Below are 19,509 nucleotides of genomic sequence, written 5' to 3'. Positions count from 1 at the left end.
CTAATAAATATTTCTTTTGTTTCATAAAATCCAAGTAAAAAAGAGCGCAAGAAATTATTGGGCTATTTAAGCCTTTCTATTTCTTGATAAATATGAATAAACGGACTGACAAATATACACCGACGAATATTAATCCGTGGTGATAGAGTGATGACTGGCGGATAGTGATGATGAAATACTATGGTAGTGGCTGATATTTATATTGTGCAGCTACAATATTCAAATCGGTATCTGAGCTCAAAAGAGCTCTTCAGTATCAACTTCGCAGGAATGATAAACGATAGGTTATATGAGATCTAGATGATTTTTTGCTCAATTAATGTACTTTTTTGCTGTTTATTGGAATTAAATGAAATTTTATCGATATAAAAGAATGCAAAAACGCCTCTATGAAAAGAGGCGTTTTATCTATTTCTAATATAGAGGTATTAGCTTAGAAACGGTAGCTTGCTTGAACACCCGCTAGCCATACATCGCCAGAGGTTGTGCCTGCAAATGATAGCTGTGTTGGTTGCTTTAGAGCACTACTTGCAATGGCATTGATCTTACCATCAGTTTCGTTTAAGTGCGCTTTCTTAGCGTAAACGTATGTTAGGCCAGCATCGAGAGTTAGGTTTTTAGACCATTGATAGCCAGCGCCTAGGCTTAGCCAAGTACGATCCGTTTCAGGAATGGTTTGAGTACGATGCGCTTCATCAACTGCTGCTGTGTCGTAGGCAATACCCGAACGAAGTGCTAGTTTTTCTGTTGCTTGATAAGTAGTACCAATAGCGAAACGGTAGTTATCCTTCCAGTTTTCTTGCTTGATTAGATCGTTACCACCCATTGCAGGAATGTTTGCCTCTAATTTTTCAAAGCTGCTCCAGTCTGTCCAGTTAACACTTGCGTGTACTGCCCACTTATCATTAAGTTGGTGGAAACTTGCAATTTCAGCTGATGCTGGAAGTTCTAAAGGCAATGAACCAGGTAATGTTTGGTTTTTATAAGCTAAACCACTAGCATGACCGCTAAGATCTAATTTAACCGCGGAGTGGTAGCTAACACCAATGCGGTTGGTAGGGTTAATTTGCCATGCAGCACCAGCTTGCCAGCCCCAAGCATTATCTTCACCTTCCATGTATTTCAGGTTTTGGCCTGCTAACCCTTTGTTGTACATGTATTGGTATGCTGGAGGAAGTTGACCTGCGATAGCTTTAGGGAGTGTGCTTGGCAGAGCTGCACCAAAGTGGCCTTTTGCCATGATGTAACGTACACCTGCACCTACGCTAAATTGATCATTGATTTTGTAACCAAGGTTAGGGTTGATCTCAACGGTGTGCACTTCAGCTTGGTTACCGAAAATAGAACCAGAGAATTGTGTACCCAGATCAGTTCTCATACCGAAGTTAGTGCCGAATGCCAAACCTAAAGTGGCTTTGTCATTTAACTGACGAGAAATGTAGAAGTTTGGAATAACAGCACTGTGGGCAATATTACGAGCTTCAGTTTGATCAATAGTGTGACCATTTACTTGAAGATCGCCTTTAACATCGATATTTGGATCGACGTAAATAGCACCAACAGATACTTGAGTACCATCAAGGTAAGTTAGCATTGCTGGGTTTCGGAATTGTGCACTAGCGTTATCCGCCATTGCAGCTTCACCTGCAAATGCACGACCTAGACCTGTTGCTGAGTATTCTGCTAATTGAAAACCTGCAGCTAAAGCGTTAGTGCTCATGCCTAGTGCTAATGCTGCTGTTAACGATAGTGTAATTTTATTCTTATTCATTTGTTATATATGTATAGCTACTTGTTCGCTGAAACTAAGTCGCAAATGATACTCTTATCAAATAAGAACGTGGCAAATTATCGATGTGATTTCTATTCATTGGAATAATATTCCATTAAATTATTTATTTGTGGTTTTTTATCCGTTGTTTTTTGTTCTATTTAATCTGGTCTGATCTGTTTTCAGCGTACAGCTGTACCAGGAAGGTGATTGTTTTGACTGTTATTTAAACAGTTATTGGCGGTGTAGAGTGAATAAAAGAAGGGAAAGTGTGGAGAAGGTAATGGAGAAAAGATCAAAAAAGGAGCCAAACGGCTCCTTTTAATCATTTTAGCGTTCAAGTGTACGCTGAAATTAGAACGAACGGCTGTATTGTAAGCCGTATAGCCATGCGTTAGCACGCGTTGTTGCATTAACTGTTGCTAATGGTGCTTGTGATTCTTCAACACTTACATCTTTACCAATTAGGTAAGTTAAACCGAAGTCGATGGTTGATTTACTGTCTAGATGGTAGCTAAAGCCACCTGATAACCAGTTACGATCCGAATCAGGTACAGAAATCGATGTTTCTTTATTTTGTGCACTGGTGTCATGCATGTAACCAGCACGTAGCGTCCACTGGTTGTTTAGGTAGTAAGTACCACCAATAGAGTAGTGCCAGCTGTCTTGCCATTCATATGCTTTAGAGAAAGTACCGCCAGTGGTTTCTAGTTTGTCGAATTCACTCCAACGGATCCATTGAATGCTGTAGTGAACGGCAAATTTGTCGTTTAACTTGTTAAAGCCAGAGAATTCAGCCATATCAGGCAGTGGCATTTTTAGTTTTTCGTTGCCGATGTCACGACCTAAGTAATTGATATCACCTTTTGCTTCAAGTGTTGGACTGTAACGGTATGATAAACCAAAACGGTTATTTTGATCTAATTCGTAAATCGTACCTAGGTTAAAGCCAAGTGCTACACCATCGGCATCGATGTTTACTGCATCTTTGCCGCCTAGTAGAGGACTATTACGGCCACGTTCTAGTTTGCCGCTACCGTAAATCACGTCTAAACCACCACCAATGCTCAGTTGTTGGTTAACACGGTAAGCAGCACTTAAACCTAAGTTCACGCTTTTCACATCAGTGATACCACCAAATAGATCGGCAGCGTAATCTTCGTTGAACTCAGTTTTAGTACCAAAATTTGAGTAAAGTGATGCACCTACAGCGAACTTATCGTTAATAGGCTGAATGTAGTAAATATTTGGTGCGTAACTTGTACCGCCAATTGATGCATCATCAATTGGTAATGGACGTTTTGGATTTAAAGGTGTTCGGATACCGGTATCTTTAACTTTAACGTCAGTGTCGATTGCGATAACACCAAGAGAAAGTGCAGGCGCATCAAATAGCGTCATTGATGCGGCGTTCTTTGCCATTGTTGATGCGTTGTCAGCAATAACGCCATCACCAGAGAATGCACGACCAAGTCCAGTCGCAGATTGTGCGTTTAACTGAAACCCTGCTGCCATAGATTGTGAAGAGGCTAAAGCGATCGCAGCAGTAATAACTGAACGAGTGAAAATTTGCTTCTTATTCATGCTTAGAATAATTCCTAATTTTATATTTTATTGTTTTTTATTAGCTATTTTCGCTAATTTGCGGTGATTGTAGGGGGATGGAGGGACAGATCAAAGCAGACCAGTGCTATATTTGAAGAAAAATACTTTTTAACGAAATTTATAGTGATTTACGTATCAAATGTCGTTATTTAAGGTTGTTTTAGCGATAATTGTTAGAGATAAAAAAACGGTGACATATTATCACCGTTAATCAGTTAGTAGAGAGGGATATGTTGAGGGATTAGATTTCCCAAGTTAAGTTATTCTTAATTTCTTTAGCCACAGGCATCAGGTTTTCACCTTTGTCACCAACAATGATTAAGCTGGCATCGTGAATAGGCATAACCAAGCTTTCACTTTTACTATCGGTTGAATTTGAAATACCGTCACTTGGTGTTGGAACAAAAAAGACCGTAACCTTACCTTGTGGTGTATCCATGATCATATGCAGCGATGGTTTGCCATCAAAACCACAGTAATTGACATAATACACATGCCCAGGTAGGTTTTTAATTTCAGAACCTAACGGCTGTAATTTAGCGTTAACTTGCTGCAAAGTTGCATTTTCATTTAAATTTCTAACAAACTTTTCTTCATAATTAACGTGTTCAATAGCAATATCAGCTAAATTAATTGCTGTTGGTGTATTTTGAATTGGATTGAAATTAGCCTGACCAAAATACATCCCGATAGCAAAAGCAACAGAGGCAGCAAGACCGTAAGACCACACATTTTTAAATCGTTTCTGTGCGATTTCCTCTCCTGATTGGTGGAATAATATTTTGTCTGCTAAGTCATCAGGTACATCAATATTCAGGGCTTTTTCTAACTGCATATCGAGTTGTAATAATTCATCTGCAAATTTTTTATTGGCTACAGATTCTAATTTGCATGCAATGACTTGAGGATCATTATCATGGGGATCGGCTAATAACCTCCGTCTAAATTCTAATTCATCCATTGTGATTCCCTCTCTGTTGAGATTGGTTCTCTAGTTGTTCTTTTAACTGATTGCGTGCACGGAAAAGACGCGTCATTACAGTATTACGGTTGAGTTCAAGTATCTGTGCAATTTCATCGCCATTAAACCCTGCCATTACTTGTAAAATAAGCGGTTCTCGATATTCAGGTGCAAGATTCATGATTAAACGTTGGAGTAGATGCTGATCGGCATTACTTTCAACGCTTGGGGTAGAATCTGCAATAGCGTGGTCGTCAATATCAACAAGATCTAACTGTTTTCTTTCAAACCGACGGGCATTTTCTCGCCTAAGTATCGTGATTAACCATGCTTTTGCTGCCTTATCGTCCTGTAGGCTATCTAAGGAACGCCATGCGCGTAGACATGTTTCTTGTACCAAATCCTCAGCAATGTGAGCATCATGGCAAAGCCAATATGCGTAGCGATAGAGATCCCGATGCCAAGCCCTTACTAGGGCCTCGTATCTTCTTTGTTTGTCCATATCTAAAGAGACCGAGGGATCTCGTTTTTTATTACCAAAAAAATTTTTGATCATGGCAATTTCCGCCGTAATTCCATATTAAAAGCACCTGAACAGATAGAGTTAATAAGCTATTAGCTGTTATTTTTCCTCTTTTAGTGGGGAATCAGCACTAAAATTGATCTGGTTCAAAATCTGAATTTTATAGAACGTTATAGTTGTTTCCGTCATCTGATAGCGAGATGGTGGGTGTCAAAACCGGCTATTGTTAAGCTATCTGTTGAGCAAGATGACAACTTCCTTTTGAAGGCTGACTTTACTTTCTCCTATCAGGTTTTCCTGATTTGCAATTGACTTTATGTTGATTGACTTATTCATTGCGCAGATTGCTTTCCGCGTAAATTATGACCATACCTAAATAGGTATGGTTTTTTTTTGCCTGTCATTTTACTTTTTTATCATTTCACTCAGTACTTTTTAATTATCCTCGTTATTGTGCATTAAATCGTTTTAAAACTGAGAGAATCGATCACAATATTTGACATTGATATCGCAAAATTCAAACACTTGATTGAATTCTATAACATTTGAATTACAATTGATGAGGTCTGACCTCTAGTGCACAGGTGTGCCTACAGGCTTAATTTAAGCCAAATAATGAAAAGGAGTTGCGATGACACGTCTCCAGAATCTTACGACTCGTCAAGGGGAGCGGATTGCTGTTATTAGCGGATTACGTACCCCATTTGCACGCCAAGCTACCGCTTTCGATGGGGTTCCCGCGTTAGATCTCGGCAAGCTTGTAGTAAACGACATGCTACAAAAGCTCGATTTTGATCCTGCTTTAATTGAACAAGTAGTTTTTGGGCAGGTAGTACAAATGCCTGAAGCTCCGAATATTGCTCGTGAGATCGTGTTAGGTACGGGGATGAACATTCATACCGATGCGTACAGTGTAACTCGCGCCTGTGCAACGAGCTTTCAAGCTGCAGCCAATGTTGCTGAAAGCATTATTTCTGGCACGATTGATATTGGCATCGCAGGAGGGGCTGATTCATCTTCAGTGTTACCTATTGGTGTTAGCAAGAGAATGGCGGCAACCTTATTAGCTTTGAGTAAGGCGAAAACCATGCCTCAACGTTTAAAGCTATTAAGCGCACTCAGTATGAAAGACTTAATGCCCGTTCCGCCAGCGGTTGCTGAGTACTCGACAGGGTTAAGCATGGGACAAACCGCCGAGCAAATGGCAAAAACACATGGTATTAGCCGTGAAGATCAAGATGCGTTTGCTCATCGTTCTCATACTTTAGCTGCACAAGCATGGCGAGATGGTTTAGTTCGTGATGAGGTAATGACGGCATTCCCTGAGCCATATCGTCAATGGATTGATAAAGATAACAATATCCGAGAAGACTCAACGTTAGAATCTTATGCGAAATTACGTCCTGCTTTTGATCGTCAATATGGCTCCGTAACCGCAGCCAATGCAACGCCACTGACAGATGGTGCTGCTGCTATATTAATGATGCGAGAAGGGCGAGCAAAAGAGCTTGGATTAACCCCGCTAGGCTATATCCGATCTTACGCATTCTCTGCTATTGGTGTTGAAACCGATATGCTAATGGGACCTTCTTATGCCACGCCGTTAGCCCTTGATCGTGCCGGGTTAAATCTCTCTGATCTCACCTTAATAGATATGCATGAAGCCTTTGCAGCGCAGACATTGGCGAATGTAAAAATGTTTGCTTCAACCAAGTTTGCTCGTGAGAAATTAGGACGTATTGATGCCATTGGCGACATTGATATGGATAAATTTAACGTGCTAGGTGGCTCGCTAGCGTATGGTCATCCATTTGCGGCAACGGGCGCACGTATGATCACTCAAACCTTAAATGAGTTAAAACGTCGTGGTGGTGGTTTTGCATTAAATACTGCTTGTGCTGCTGGTGGTTTAGGCGCGGCAATGATTTTGGAGGCTGAATAATGACACAATCTGCATTTAGTTTATCGCACAGTGATAATGGTGTTGCTTGGCTTAAAATCGATGTGCCTAATGAGAAAATGAACACCTTACAAGCAGAGTTTTCAACCCAAATCGGAGCCGTTTTTGAAGAGTTAGCACAACGCTCGGATGTGAAAGGCATGGTGGTCTATTCAGGTAAAGCTGATAATTTTGTTGCAGGCGCTGACATCAATATGCTGGCTGCTTGTGAAACAGCAGAGCAAGCGCAAGAATTAGCACAAACTGGCCAGCAGCTATTTGCCCAGCTAGAACAATTGCCATTTCATGTTGTTGCTGCTATTCATGGTCCGTGTTTAGGTGGGGGATTAGAGCTTGCTTTAGCTTGTCATACTCGAGTATGTAGTGATGATGATAAAACTCGTTTAGGTTTGCCTGAAGTGCAACTAGGTTTGTTGCCAGGCTCTGGCGGTACACAGAGATTGCCTCGCTTAATTGGAGTTGCTAATGCATTAGATATGATCTTATCGGGCAAGCAACTGCGTGCGAAAAAAGCGAAAAAATTAGGCGTTGTTGATCAAATGGTACCTGAAAGCATTTTGCTTAATGTGGCTGAACAATTGGCTTTATCGTCTAAACTGCAACGTAAATCATCAATGCAAAACTGGGCACTAGGCGGCAACCCGCTTGGTCGCTCGGTGGTGTTTGATCAAGCAGCTAAAAAAGCCCATGAGAAAACCCGTGGTAATTATCCTGCCGTTGATGCCATTTTAGAGGTTGTAAAATATGGCTTACAACATGGAATAGAAAAAGGATTAGAGCAAGAAGCCAAAGTGTTTGGTGAGCTGGTTATGTCGCCAGAATCAGCGGCATTACGCAGTATCTTTTTTGCAACCACAGCCATGAAAAAAGAAACAGGCTCTGATGCTGAGCCTAATACGATAAAGCGTATTGCTGTATTAGGTGGCGGTTTAATGGGTGGCGGTATTAGCCATGTTTCGGCTATGAAGGCTGGGTATCCTGTTAAAATAAAAGACATCAGCAATGATGGCATTTTAAATGCGCTTTCATATAACTATAAAATTTTAGAGAAGCAGCGAAAACGTAAAATCATCTCAAAAGCACAGTTACAAAAACACATGCTGAGTTTGAGTGGCGGTATTGATTTTACGGGTTTTGACAAAGCTGATGTAGTTGTTGAAGCGGTATTTGAAGATTTATCATTGAAACACCAAATGGTTAAAGATGTTGAAGCTAACGCCAAATCAACCACTATCTTTGCCACCAATACTTCTTCACTGCCTATCCATCAAATCGCACAAGCCGCAGAGCGTCCCGAAAATGTGGTGGGTCTGCACTATTTTAGTCCTGTTGAAAAAATGCCATTGGTTGAGGTGATCCCACACCAAGGGACAGAAACAGGAGCGGGAACATCAGAAGAAACAATCGCTACAGTTGTCGCGCTGGCTAAAAAACAAGGTAAAACGCCAATTGTAGTAGGTGATAAAGCAGGATTCTACGTTAACCGTATTTTGGCTCCCTATATGAATGAGGCGGCAAGAGTCCTGTTAAGTGGTGAGCCAATCGAACATATTGATGAGGCTTTACTTAACTTTGGTTTCCCAGTTGGACCTATTACTTTACTTGATGAAGTTGGTGTTGATATTGGCGCTAAGATCAGCCCGATTTTATTGGCTGAATTAGGCGAGCGTTTTGAAGCGCCTGATGTGTTTGACTTATTGCTAAAAGATAACCGTAAAGGACGTAAAAGTGGAAAAGGCTTTTATCGTTATGATACGAAGAAAAAAGAAGTGGATAAATCGGTTTATCAGTTGCTTGGTATCGAACCAAAAGCTAAAGAATCTGAAGTAGAAATTGCAGTGCGCTGTAGTTTAATGATGTTAAATGAAGCGGCTCGTTGTTTAGATGAAGGGGTGATCCGCTCTGCCCGTGATGGCGATATTGGTGCGATTTTCGGTATCGGGTTCCCACCATTCTTAGGTGGACCATTCCGCTACATGGATCATATTGGTATCACACGTATTGTCGATATGCTTAACGAGTACACCGATAAATATGGAGATCGGTTCAAACCTTGTGAGCGATTATTAGCAATGGCGAAAGAAGAACAAACCTTTTACTGATTGGCACATCTACTAAAAAAATAAAAACCGATGCTGGTAATAGGCATCGGTTTTTTTATTATTCGCTAATGTGCTTGATACGAAACCTTGGCTCAAAAAAATATGGGCGAAGTAAACGGTAGCCAACCAAAGCAATAGCGATGGCAATAAAGCTGTTTACTTTAAAAAGTGTAATGAGCGGTACGGTTATCGCAACGATAAATACAATCGCGTAAATAAAAATATCTTTTTCATTGTGCATTAATGCTATACCGCAATTTGGGCAATCAAAATGCTCGTCGTAGGCTGACATCGCTGGCACTTCAAATGCCTTATGACAATGAGGACAATATTTCGTCACGGTTAATACTCTTAATAAATGCTTAGCAATCAAATGCATAGCAATGGTATTTGCTTGGGTGATGAATGAAGTATGGGGGATAGGTAGGGTAAATTGCCAATAAAAAGTTGTTAAAAGAGCCACATTTTATCTTTATTTGTAAAAGTGGCTCTTTATTTATACAAGCGTCTTAAAAATTAGACGTGTTATTACAGTCGGTTATATAACTATCAGTTGTTAGTAAGCCTTATTTTGAAAATCAGCCACGGACTCAATTGGCTGACCGATATCTAACGCTTCAGAATCACTATGCGCATTGCCTTTGTAGTACATCACTAAGCGATTTGCTGTGCGTGGTTTGATGGTATCAACGATGAATTTGATCATATCAACCCGATCAAGTTTTTCTAGCGCATCAACTACACGTTGGCGTTGATTAAAGCTTTCATCTTTATTACCAATACTAACCCAGAAGCGCTGTGCGCGAGCTCTGAGGTTAGTGTCAGGCTCAGAAATTTGTGCAATTAAACCTTGCTTACTGGCTTGCCATTGCGCTTCATTAAGCTCTAATAAAACCAACGCAAAAGCATTGGTGAAGTCATCAATAGCTTCAAGTAAGTAACCTGGATCGGCAACAGGGGATTGAATATATAAGATCAACCCTGGATGACGATTTAGCGGTAAATTCGCAGTACCGACCATATAACCTAACTGCTGTTTAGTACGCAGTTCATGGAAGAAGGTGGTCGACATTAAGTGATTCGCTAAGGTGTAAATCGCAATCTGCTCTGGCGTTGTTTCCTGAGATTGGTAATACATCAAGATCGCTGAATCTTCATGGTTACAATCAAGCTCGTAAGTGAGGGTGCCAGAATCCTCTAAATGTACGAGTGGGCGCTGTGACTCACCGTAGAGCTGGTCGGTGACACGGAATGCATCTTTTAGTGTTTCAGCTAACGCTAATGCATCTTTTTTCAGCCAGTTACCATAGACAAACGTATCGATGTGAAGTTCGGCAAACATCTCTTCAACAAAGCTTGGAAGCTCATCTAGCTCTATTGATTCTAGTGCTTCAATTAACACCGGATACGGCGGGTTGTTCGGTTGCAATAACCCTGTTAACTGATTGAAAAGCTGAGAAATCGGTTTATCTTCAGCTGCGTTTCGCCAGTTGCGTAACATTTGCGCCTTAATATTAGTAAAGCGATCTTTATCAAAACTACGACCAGCAAAACGCTCAAGGATAAGCTTCATTAATAATGGCTGCTTTTCACTAAAGCCAGATAATTGCAGTGTTACACCACCTTGATGGGCATACAGGTTATAAGACATCCCCGCAATCTCAGCTGGATAAGCGGTTTCGTTAATGGCCTCTAAGAGCATTTCGACACAAAGACGAGTTTTGACGATATTACGTGGCGAGCTAACCGCATGTGGGCTATCAATCGCAACATAAACAATACCTTTAGGTACTCGGAAATCATGCTCTTGTTTATACCATAAACGGAATCCTGGTAGATCTTGGATCAATTGTGGTGGCAGCTCAGATCCGGCTTCAAGCGGTAGAGGATCAAAGCTCTCACACAAGTAGAGATTAGGATCTGGGAGTGTAAGTTCAGGATCAAGCGCAACGTGTTGCCATAAAGCTTTTTGCTCATCAGTAAACGGTGTGACTGAATAAGGCGTGTCGTACCATTGTGCTGTACGATCATAGTCTCCACCTTGGGCAACCAGTGTTAGGCGCATATTACTTGGCTCTAAGTAATCAAGCAGTTGCTCGATTAATGGTTGATCATATTGCTCCATCATGTAGTCGCCATAGATGATATCTTCAGGCTTATAATGCAATAGGTTCAACACTAAATAGCTGACGGTATCAAGTGGGCGACTTTTCTCTTGATAGCGAAATGCCATTTCTAACACTGCTTTCTTTTCTTGCTGACGCCATTCAGCTAAGCCATGCTGTTGGATAAGTTTGAGGTATTGAAAAACACTGGTGACGATGTCATCAATGTGATCTTGTCCTTTAGGAGTAAGATTCAAGCCAACCGTGAATTCTCTAAAGTTACTGCCATTGATTCCACCACCTGCGGTTAAGGTGTTGATCAGTCCACGCTTTTTAAGCACAGACATCAAACTACCTTGACCTTCATTACCTAATAAGTGGGCTATATAGGATAACGGCTTCTTGGTATAGAACTCATCGACGCAAGGCAGTGAAAACGACAGTGTTAACTTACGTAATTCTTTAATGGGCTCAATTTGAATAAATTGCTGCTTTTCGTTTTCAGTCACAAACGGTGTTGTCAGCGGTGTTTTTACCACTTCTGTTTTAGGGATATGACTAAAGAATGCATTGGTAAATTGTTCTAGTTCATCTAATGACTGAGGACCAAGCAGTACTAATCCCATTACATCAGCAGAGTAATGCTGGTGGTAGAAAGCCAGTAGATCTTCACGTACAGATTTACCGTCACGATCTTCTAACGTGGTTAAATCACCGACTGAGAATTTAGAAAATGGGTGCTCAGGATTAATTGTTTCTTTTTGTACTTGATAGAGGCGACGAACGTCATCTTTGATTTTTAGTTTATATTCAGAATCAACAGCTTGTCGCTCTTTATCAACGGCTTCTTCATTAAATAATGGTGCGGTGAAAAATTGACCGAAACGATCTAATCCTTCTTCAAAAGCATGCGGGCTAACTTCAAAGAAAAACGTGGTGTTTTCTGTGCCTGTCCATGCGTTATTACTACCACCGCTGCGATTAATAAAGGTTTGAAATTCCCCAACACGAGGAAATTTTTCTGTACCTAGAAATAGCATGTGCTCAAGAAAATGCGCCATACCTTGACGATCGATGGGATCATCAAAGTGACCGATTTCGACGGACAAAGCTGCGGCAGAGCGAGGCGCTTCAGCATCATGAACTAGCAACACGCGTAGCTCATTCGCTAAAGTGAGATAGCGATACTGCTTGTGATCATTTGGGCTTATATGCACGGGAAGAGCCTATTTTTAAAGGAGAATTGAATCAATTATGACCTCCAATGTACGGACTGGCAAACTGATAGTTAAGTTTATTTATTTGTGCAATGAGGCGATCACAAAAAATGTTACGTCAAGGAGGAATTGTATTTATGGTGAAGATTTAGTCAGGTTGGCTAACTTTGTCACGGTTCCGTTATTAAAATGGTTGAAGGATTATGTGATGCGATGGGGAGTTGCTAGCATGGAAAGAGATAAGTTGAAAAGAATGCATTAGCATACCAATTAGTAATAAAATGGTCGTCATATTAGTGCTGATGAACGATGCTGTTTGAACAGAGAGAAACGGAAACTTATGCGAATTTATATTATGCGTCACGGTGAAGCTGAAAACTTTGCAGCCAGTGATGCTGAGCGCCCGTTGACAGAGCGCGGTTCACGCCAATCAACACAAATGGCTGAGATGCTGTCCCAGCAATTGGTACAGCCATTAGATATGGTACTAGTTAGCCCATATTTACGAGCGCAACAAACATGGCAATGTATGGAATCTTCATTGGCAGATGCCATTGATGTACAAGTATCAGATGAAATTACGCCGTATGGTGACGCTGAAACGGTGGTTGATTATCTAAAAGCGATGATCAGTGTTAAAAAGCCGCAATCGGTACTGATTGTGTCGCATCTGCCTTTAGTGGGCTACTTAACTGCGGAGTTAGTTGCAGGCTTACAGCCACTGATGTTTACAACTTCAGCCATTGCTGCCATTGATTATGATCCTGCCAGCGATGTTGCAGAGCTTGCTTGGCAACAGGTTCCTCAATAATTTTATTTCAGTGAAGATAGGTAAGTATTGACCATGATTAGAAATGTAATGATCACTTTGTTTGCATCACTGTTGCTGATGGGATGCACCACAGCAGAGCCTGTACGTATTTCTGCTAACGGGATGATTAAGTGGTCAGATGGCAAGCGAGAGGGCATGCACGTTTCTAGTACTGGAAGCACGCTGACATTTGCAAATTACTCTAATTCCATCAGCGAAGGGCCCGTCATGATTTTTGCGCGTATTGATAGTGCGCGTAATGATGATTGTGAATACTTTTATGATGAAACGGTGATTAAACGTCGATTAAAAATTTGCGCCACAGGCGAAGTGACGCTGTTTAATGGCGGCAAAGTGGTGAAAGTAGGTCATATGGTTAAGCCTGCTTACTAACGGTAAAACAGGCGAGTAAGAATAATTATGTCTTACTCGCTGTTGGGTTAACGCTCAGGCACTTCAATCAATACCAGTAGCGCACCATTACCACCGAATTCTAGTGGGGCTTGATGAAAGGCTAATACATCAGGATGTTGCGCCAACCACATCGGTGCTTTCTGTTTCAAAATGTGTTTGCCAATGCCGTGCATAACGCAAGCACAAGACACATTCTCTTTAATACATGCGGCAATCATTGCTGCTAATTCTCTTTTGGCTTCTTGCTGCGTCATACCATGCATATCTAAGTAAATGTCAGGCACATAAACGCCACGACGTAATTTTTTTACTTCATACTTAGATACACCATCACGGGCGTATTGTACTGGGCCATTCTCACTCAGATGTGGTTCAAACTCATCTGAGAAATAAAATTCATGGTTTTGGGTTTCTTTACCCATGACTTTTGTTTTATCGGCTTTTGAAGTCTGTTTGCGTGGCGTGATTATGGTATCATGCGACAACTTTTTTACGCCTTTTATCGCATCTTTGAAGAGAGCCATCTCTTCATCAAAGTTTGGATCTTTTTTACTCATAATGAAATTCCAACAACTATATAGCGGTAATGTCGCGTTTTTCGGAGGCTATTTTGGATAAGATTTTTGTCGACGAAGCTGTCAACGAACTTCACACATTGCAAGACATGTTACGTTGGACGGTAAGCCGTTTCAATGCTGCAGGTCTTTTTTATGGTCATGGTACAGATAATGCGTGGGACGAAGCTGTTCAGCTTGTACTTCCAACGCTTTACTTACCTTTAGATGTACCGCCTGAAGTGCGTGATTCTCGTTTAACGAGCAGCGAACGTCATCGTATTGTTGAGCGTGTTATTCGTCGTATTAACGAGCGCACACCAGTGTCATACCTAACAAATATTGCATACTTCTGTGGTATGGAGTTCTTTGTTGATGAGCGTGTATTAATTCCACGTTCGCCAATTGGTGAGCTAATCGAAAACCGTTTCGAACCATTCTTAAGCCAAGAGCCTACACGTATTATGGACTTATGTACGGGTAGTGGTTGTATTGGTATTGCTTGTGCGCACATGTTCCCTGAAGCGGAAGTCGATATTGTTGATATCTCACCAGATGCGTTAGCAGTGGCTGAGCAGAATATCGCTGATCATGGTTTAGAGCAACAAGTGATCCCACTTCGCTCAGATCTGCTTCGTGATGTACCAAAAGATAAATACGATCTATTGGTAACGAATCCACCGTATGTGGATCAAGAAGATATGGACAGCTTACCAGATGAATTCCGCCATGAGCCAGAGCTTGGTTTAGCGGCAGGTTCTGACGGTCTTAAGTTAGTTCGTCGTATTCTTGCTAATGCACCAGATTACCTAAAAGAAGACGGTATTCTGATCTGTGAAGTGGGTAACTCAATGATCCACATGGAAGAGCAATACCCGCATATTCCATTCACATGGCTTGAGTTTGATAATGGCGGTCACGGTGTGTTCATGTTAACTCGTCAGCAGCTAGTAGATTGCGCTGAAGATTTCGCACTTTACCGCGACTAATGATTGAACAGCGTCTTATTTTAGGGCACTGATCAAACAAAAACGGCATGAGGTTACTGGTAGGTCTTAATAAAGATGCAGTAATATCATGCCGTTTTTTTTATTTATTATTTATGAGCTTATGCTTGATGCTTCGCTTGCTTTTCCTTAAGCGCGTTCATTACAGTCTCTTTATGATCCAAGTAATCATTTAAGCCTGCACGGCGTAAATCACATGATGGGCAATCGCCACAACCATCGCCGATAACACCGTTATAGCATGTCAGTGTTTTCTCTCGCACGTAATCTAGTTTGCCGTATTGATCGGCTAGTGCCCATGTTTCAGCTTTGTTTAACCACATTAACGGTGTATCGATTTTAAGTTGACGATCCATACCGAGTACAAGTGATTGATTCAGCGATTTTACAAACTCATCACGGCAATCAGGGTAGCCAGAAAAATCAGTCTCACAGACACCTGTGATCACGGTTTCTGCACCAATTTGGTAGGCGTAAATACCTGCGAGGGTTAAGAATAAAATATTACGGCCAGGTACAAATGAGTTAGGTAAGCCGTTTGCTTGAAGCTCATGAGAAACAGTAATGTTGTCACGAGTCAGTGAACTGATCGCAAGCTCATTTAATAAACCAACATCCATCACTTTATGGGCTGTTACACCAAGATCTTTTGCAATCGCTTCAGCAACTTCAATTTCAAGCTTATGGCGTTGACCATAATCGAAAGTAATACAATGTACTTCATCGTAATGAGCAAGGGCTTGGATAAGGCAAGTCGTCGAATCTTGACCGCCACTGAAGACAACAACAGCTTTTGACATTGAGGTGATCCTTTATTGAATATTACCGAGAAACAGTCGGTAGAAAGACATTCAGTTGAACGTGGCTCTTATGCTAACTCAGCTGCTGAGTTGTGCAAAGTTTTTGATCTGGTTGTTTCCGCTCTAAACGAGTAAAGCGATTAATGTGTCGAATAACAGGTAAAAAAAAGCCGCACATAAAGTACGGCGAAATGCGAATCACTGTAACGAAAAAGCAAGCTAAGGCAGTGCTTGTATTTTCTAGTTCAACGCAACACAGACACAAATTTAAAAAGGAGGGGGAGGCGCTGTGGCTAACCTCCCCAAGGGGCTGTTCTTATAGCGTTTGGTTAAATGGTGCTTACCATTGACCTGAATGTTCTAGTTGTTCGAGTTTCTCGGTATAAGCGGATAAATCACCGATGTTTTCTTTAATCCATTCTGCGTTGTAGTAAGTATCAAGGTAACGTTCACCGCTATCACACAGTAGCGTTACGATTGAACCTGTTTCACCACGTGCTTTCATTTCAGCGGCAATTTGCAATACACCAAAGAGGTTAGTTCCTGTTGATGCACCTGCTTTACGACCGATAATGCGTTCTAACCAATGCACTGTGGCAACACTGGCAGCATCTGGGATTTTGCGCATTTCGTCGATCACATCAGGAATAAAACTAGGCTCTACACGTGGACGACCAATACCTTCAATACGACTGCCTGTATTACCTGTGATTGTGTTGTCACGTTGCATAAAGTAGTCATGGAACACAGAATTTTCAGGATCAACCACACATAATTGAGTTGGCTGCATTTGGTAACGAATATAGCGACCGATGGTGGCTGATGTACCGCCTGTACCTGGGCTCATTACAATCCAGCTTGGCACAGGGAAGCGCTCTAACTTCATTTGATCAAAAATACTGTTAGCAATGTTGTTATTACCACGCCAGTCGGTGGCGCGTTCAGCATAGGTAAATTGATCCATGTAGTGACCATTTAGCTCTTTGGCTAAACGGCGAGATTCGTCATAAATAGCTGCTGGTGAATCTACAAAGTGGGCTTTACCACCGTAAAATTCGATTTGTTCAATTTTCTTACGGGCCGTTTTACGTGGTACAACTGCAATAAAAGGCAAGCCTAATAAACGGGCAAAGTAGGCTTCAGAAACAGCTGTACTACCTGACGATGATTCAATGATCGTTGTGCCTTCTTTGATCCAGCCATTACATAAGGCATAAAGGAACAAAGAACGTGCTAGACGGTGTTTTAAACTGCCAGTTGGGTGAGTGCTTTCATCTTTTAGGTAAATATCGATGCCGTCTAAGCTTGGTAATTCTAATTTGATTAAGTGGGTATCTGCTGAGCGTTGGTAATCCGCATCAATTTTACGGATCGCGTTGTTTACCCATTGGTTGTTATCTTTTTGTGTCATGCTAATAACCTTACTTGTCTTATTTATTATTGTTGTTGTTTTTATGTGTTTTGCTTAACAATTATATTACCAATATCAAAGGAAAAATCTTTGCTTTGTTTTGCAGAAAAACGATAAAATTTAGAAAATTTTTCTACTTTATGATTTAAGGGTGGTAAAGAGTGTCAACTTTAGACAGTGTTGATAGAACATTACTGCGATTGCTTCAAAAAGATGCAACCTTGGCCTTATCGGAATTGGCTGATGCGGTAAATTTAACCACAACACCATGTTGGAAGCGCTTAAAGCGATTAGAAGAAGAAGGTATTTTACGCCAGCGTGTAGCGTTATTAGATGCGGCAAAGTTAGGTTTGTCTTTTACCGCTTTTGTCCAGATAAAAACCAGTAACCATTCTAAAGAGTGGTACAACACGTTTGTAAGTACGGTATCGGATTTTCCTGAAGTGATGGAGTTCTACCGTATGGCGGGTGATTACGACTACATGATGAAAGTGCAAGTTGCCGATATGCAGGCATTCGATCTGTTCTATAAAAAGCTAGTTAACAGCATTGAAGGCTTAACCAATGTGACTTCTACTTTTGCAATGGAGCCATTGAAGTACACCACTGCATTACCTGTATAGTCGTTATTAGGTAACAGTAGAAAGACGTAAATAACACAAAGGCAGCGTTGATTCGCTGCCTTTGTCGTTACTATGAGCGATTACAAGCTTAGCGCTGACGGATCAAACCTTCTTGCACTGCTGAAGCAACTAATTCACCTTTTTGGTTATAGATCTCACCACGGACAATCCCACGTGAACCACTGGCAGATGGGCTGTCAATCGCATAAAGCAACCATTCATCCATCTTAAATGGGCGGTGGAACCACATTGCATGATCAATAGTCGCCACTTGCATTTTCGGGCTAAACAAGGTCACACCATGAGGTTGGAGTGCTGTTACAAGAAAGCCCCAATCCGATGCATACGCCAACATATAATGATGAATACTTAAATCATCAGGCATGGTGCCGTTTGCTTTGATCCACAAGTATTGTTTTGGCTCTGTGGCTGTTGGCATTAAAGGATTCACTACCGTTACTGGGCGCACTTCAAATGGACGTTTTTTACCAAAGGTTTCAACAATCTTAGGTGGTAAGTATTGCTTAATCGCATCCACTAATTGGCTTTCTGAAGCCAAACCTTCTGGGCCTGCTACATTTGGCATGGTGGATTGATGATCAAATCCAACTTCATTTGCTTGATAAGATGCAGTTAAGAAGAAAATGGGTTCACCATTTTGAATCGCTTTAACACGGCGAGTACTAAAGCTTTTACCGTCACGCAGTTTTTCTACATCATAGATAATTGGCTTTTCTGGATTACCAGGGCGCAAAAAATAGCTATGAAATGAATGTAAAAAACGTTCTTTCTCAACCGTTTGCTTAGCAGCAGATAAAGATTGACCAATCACCTGACCACCATAAACTTGAGGTAGCCCAAGGTTTTCACTTTGACCTCTGAAAAGATCAAGTTCAAGTTGTTCTAATTGTAAAAGATTGAGAAGTTCGTTCAGCTCTTTACTCATCTAAGCCCCATTAGTTATGTTACTATCAGTACGATTTGGGAAATCAAGTTCAAATAGATTGGATTGGTTTTATTAGTATTTGAGCTTTATAGCAATATAGATTAGGGATTAATAGAGAAGAATATGAAAAATTCTTTCACATGGTTTGGTCTTCTTCTTGCTGTTTTGGTTATTACCGCATGTACCAACCTTGTACCAACTGATAGTGATATAGGAACGTTAAAGGGAACGGTTAGTTATCGTGAACGCATCGTTTTACCTAATAATGCCCGTATTGTGGTGTCATTGGTCGAAACGGCTCAACAAGATAACATGAGTTCAAAAGTGATCAGTCAACATTCATTTCTTGCTGAAGGTGCTCAGCCACCGGTTGAATTTACTCTGCAGTATATGAAAAGTAAGATACAGCCAGATACCTCGTATCGTGTTGTTGCAACCATTGAAGTGGATGACAAGTTGCTATTTAGTAACCAGTCGACCAAAGCATTGAACATTGACCCTTTGACAACAACGCGAGTGGATATTCCATTAGTAAAAGCCTAATTTGTAGCTAACGTATCAAAATACCAAGCCCGATGAACGCTATTTATCGGGCTTTTTCTTATTTAGAAAAGCCATCCCAATGATGTGACCCCATAAAGTTGGACATTTCGGTTAAGCGGCTTGTAAGGCCTGATTTCGATATTCAATCGGAGTCAG

Annotated in this window: 17 protein-coding genes; 7 read left to right on the top strand and 10 right to left on the bottom strand. The window is 41.1% G+C overall.

Annotation, left to right across the window (positions count from 1 at the left end; translation table 11 throughout):
• Positions 1-433: 433 nt before the first annotated feature.
• From E5A76_RS17755 to E5A76_RS17740, 4 genes are all read right to left on the bottom strand, one after another.
• The gene (locus E5A76_RS17755) at positions 434-1,771 is read right to left on the bottom strand and encodes an outer membrane protein transport protein (RefSeq protein WP_107164914.1); all 1,338 of its coding nucleotides are present in this window, start codon (positions 1,769-1,771) and stop codon (positions 434-436) included.
• Between the two features lie 354 nt (positions 1,772-2,125).
• Positions 2,126-3,355: an outer membrane protein transport protein gene (locus E5A76_RS17750; RefSeq protein ID WP_161119738.1), complete on the bottom strand. Its 1,230-nt coding sequence runs from the start codon at positions 3,353-3,355 to the stop codon at positions 2,126-2,128.
• A 262-nt stretch (positions 3,356-3,617) separates the two neighbouring features.
• The gene (locus E5A76_RS17745; protein ID WP_107164916.1) at positions 3,618-4,337 is read right to left on the bottom strand and encodes a DUF3379 domain-containing protein; all 720 of its coding nucleotides are present in this window, start codon (positions 4,335-4,337) and stop codon (positions 3,618-3,620) included.
• Complete coding sequence (locus E5A76_RS17740; protein ID WP_053988504.1) at positions 4,330-4,893, bottom strand: sigma-70 family RNA polymerase sigma factor; 564 nt, start codon at positions 4,891-4,893, stop codon at positions 4,330-4,332. Before E5A76_RS17740 ends, E5A76_RS17745 begins: the two co-directional genes overlap by 8 nt.
• A 598-nt stretch (positions 4,894-5,491) precedes the next feature.
• Here E5A76_RS17740 and fadI point away from each other — a divergent pair.
• Together fadI and fadJ are read left to right on the top strand one after the other, a co-directional pair.
• Complete coding sequence (gene fadI / locus E5A76_RS17735; RefSeq protein WP_053988503.1) at positions 5,492-6,802, top strand: acetyl-CoA C-acyltransferase FadI; 1,311 nt, start codon at positions 5,492-5,494, stop codon at positions 6,800-6,802.
• A complete protein-coding gene (fadJ, locus tag E5A76_RS17730; protein WP_161119737.1) occupies positions 6,802-8,922 on the top strand; it encodes a fatty acid oxidation complex subunit alpha FadJ in 2,121 nt (706 codons plus the stop codon). Before fadI ends, fadJ begins: the two co-directional genes overlap by 1 nt.
• Positions 8,923-8,980: 58 nt before the next feature.
• Here fadJ and E5A76_RS17725 read toward each other — a convergent pair whose 3' ends face one another.
• A complete protein-coding gene (locus E5A76_RS17725; protein ID WP_161119736.1) occupies positions 8,981-9,385 on the bottom strand; it encodes a hypothetical protein in 405 nt (134 codons plus the stop codon).
• 93 nt (positions 9,386-9,478) lie between these two features.
• Complete coding sequence (locus E5A76_RS17720; RefSeq protein WP_161119735.1) at positions 9,479-12,244, bottom strand: insulinase family protein; 2,766 nt, start codon at positions 12,242-12,244, stop codon at positions 9,479-9,481.
• A 340-nt stretch (positions 12,245-12,584) separates the two neighbouring features.
• On the opposite strand from E5A76_RS17720, the gene sixA reads away from it, so the two are divergent.
• Together sixA and E5A76_RS17710 are read left to right on the top strand one after the other, a co-directional pair.
• Positions 12,585-13,055 (top strand): phosphohistidine phosphatase SixA, encoded by a 471-nt coding sequence (sixA, locus tag E5A76_RS17715; RefSeq protein WP_053988498.1) that lies wholly within the window; start codon positions 12,585-12,587, stop codon positions 13,053-13,055.
• Between the two features lie 33 nt (positions 13,056-13,088).
• Positions 13,089-13,448: a hypothetical protein gene (locus E5A76_RS17710; RefSeq protein ID WP_237458740.1), complete on the top strand. Its 360-nt coding sequence runs from the start codon at positions 13,089-13,091 to the stop codon at positions 13,446-13,448.
• A 47-nt stretch (positions 13,449-13,495) separates the two neighbouring features.
• On the opposite strand, the gene smrB is transcribed toward E5A76_RS17710, so the two are convergent.
• On the bottom strand, positions 13,496-14,026 hold the full coding sequence (smrB, locus tag E5A76_RS17705; RefSeq protein ID WP_008986494.1) for an endonuclease SmrB: 531 nt from the start codon (positions 14,024-14,026) through the stop codon (positions 13,496-13,498).
• A gap of 53 nt (positions 14,027-14,079) precedes the next feature.
• Here smrB and prmB point away from each other — a divergent pair, with 53 nt between their 5' ends.
• Complete coding sequence (gene prmB / locus E5A76_RS17700; RefSeq protein WP_008986495.1) at positions 14,080-15,012, top strand: 50S ribosomal protein L3 N(5)-glutamine methyltransferase; 933 nt, start codon at positions 14,080-14,082, stop codon at positions 15,010-15,012.
• 119 nt (positions 15,013-15,131) lie between these two features.
• On the opposite strand, the gene queC is transcribed toward prmB, so the two are convergent.
• Positions 15,132-15,830, bottom strand: a complete 699-nt coding sequence (gene queC, locus E5A76_RS17695; RefSeq protein ID WP_161119734.1) for a 7-cyano-7-deazaguanine synthase QueC — start codon at positions 15,828-15,830, stop codon at positions 15,132-15,134.
• Between the two features lie 340 nt (positions 15,831-16,170).
• Positions 16,171-17,241: a PLP-dependent cysteine synthase family protein gene (locus E5A76_RS17690; RefSeq protein WP_053988495.1), complete on the bottom strand. Its 1,071-nt coding sequence runs from the start codon at positions 17,239-17,241 to the stop codon at positions 16,171-16,173.
• Positions 17,242-17,402: 161 nt separating this feature from the next.
• On the opposite strand from E5A76_RS17690, the gene E5A76_RS17685 reads away from it, so the two are divergent.
• Positions 17,403-17,864 (top strand): Lrp/AsnC family transcriptional regulator, encoded by a 462-nt coding sequence (locus tag E5A76_RS17685; protein WP_053988494.1) that lies wholly within the window; start codon positions 17,403-17,405, stop codon positions 17,862-17,864.
• An 88-nt stretch (positions 17,865-17,952) separates the two neighbouring features.
• Here the strand turns inward: E5A76_RS17685 and tesB are convergent, their stop codons facing one another.
• Complete coding sequence (gene tesB / locus E5A76_RS17680) at positions 17,953-18,810, bottom strand: acyl-CoA thioesterase II (protein WP_053988493.1); 858 nt, start codon at positions 18,808-18,810, stop codon at positions 17,953-17,955.
• A 123-nt stretch (positions 18,811-18,933) separates the two neighbouring features.
• Between tesB and E5A76_RS17675 the strand changes: the two genes are divergently transcribed.
• Positions 18,934-19,353 carry a YbaY family lipoprotein gene (locus tag E5A76_RS17675; RefSeq protein WP_053988492.1) on the top strand — a complete coding sequence of 140 codons (420 nt, stop codon included), beginning with the start codon at positions 18,934-18,936 and terminating at the stop codon, positions 19,351-19,353.
• The last annotated feature ends 156 nt before the right edge of the window (positions 19,354-19,509 follow it).

It is taken from the genome of Photobacterium lucens (assembly GCF_009873615.1).
GTDB classification, from domain to species: domain Bacteria; phylum Pseudomonadota; class Gammaproteobacteria; order Enterobacterales; family Vibrionaceae; genus Photobacterium; species Photobacterium lucens.
The sequence above is the reverse complement of the archived record's forward strand: the minus strand, read 5'-3'. Positions and strand labels throughout refer to the sequence as shown.

Coding starts and splice junctions, on each gene's coding strand:
- E5A76_RS17755 (WP_107164914.1), bottom strand. CDS start 1,771: ATGAATAAGAATAAAATTACACTATCGTTAACAGCAGCATTAGCACTA.
- E5A76_RS17750 (WP_161119738.1), bottom strand. CDS start 3,355: ATGAATAAGAAGCAAATTTTCACTCGTTCAGTTATTACTGCTGCGATC.
- E5A76_RS17745 (WP_107164916.1), bottom strand. CDS start 4,337: ATGGATGAATTAGAATTTAGACGGAGGTTATTAGCCGATCCCCATGAT.
- E5A76_RS17740 (WP_053988504.1), bottom strand. CDS start 4,893: ATGATCAAAAATTTTTTTGGTAATAAAAAACGAGATCCCTCGGTCTCT.
- fadI (WP_053988503.1), top strand. CDS start 5,492: ATGACACGTCTCCAGAATCTTACGACTCGTCAAGGGGAGCGGATTGCT.
- fadJ (WP_161119737.1), top strand. CDS start 6,802: ATGACACAATCTGCATTTAGTTTATCGCACAGTGATAATGGTGTTGCT.
- sixA (WP_053988498.1), top strand. CDS start 12,585: ATGCGAATTTATATTATGCGTCACGGTGAAGCTGAAAACTTTGCAGCC.
- E5A76_RS17710 (WP_237458740.1), top strand. CDS start 13,089: ATGATTAGAAATGTAATGATCACTTTGTTTGCATCACTGTTGCTGATG.
- smrB (WP_008986494.1), bottom strand. CDS start 14,026: ATGAGTAAAAAAGATCCAAACTTTGATGAAGAGATGGCTCTCTTCAAA.
- queC (WP_161119734.1), bottom strand. CDS start 15,830: ATGTCAAAAGCTGTTGTTGTCTTCAGTGGCGGTCAAGATTCGACGACT.
- E5A76_RS17690 (WP_053988495.1), bottom strand. CDS start 17,241: ATGACACAAAAAGATAACAACCAATGGGTAAACAACGCGATCCGTAAA.
- tesB (WP_053988493.1), bottom strand. CDS start 18,810: ATGAGTAAAGAGCTGAACGAACTTCTCAATCTTTTACAATTAGAACAA.
- E5A76_RS17675 (WP_053988492.1), top strand. CDS start 18,934: ATGAAAAATTCTTTCACATGGTTTGGTCTTCTTCTTGCTGTTTTGGTT.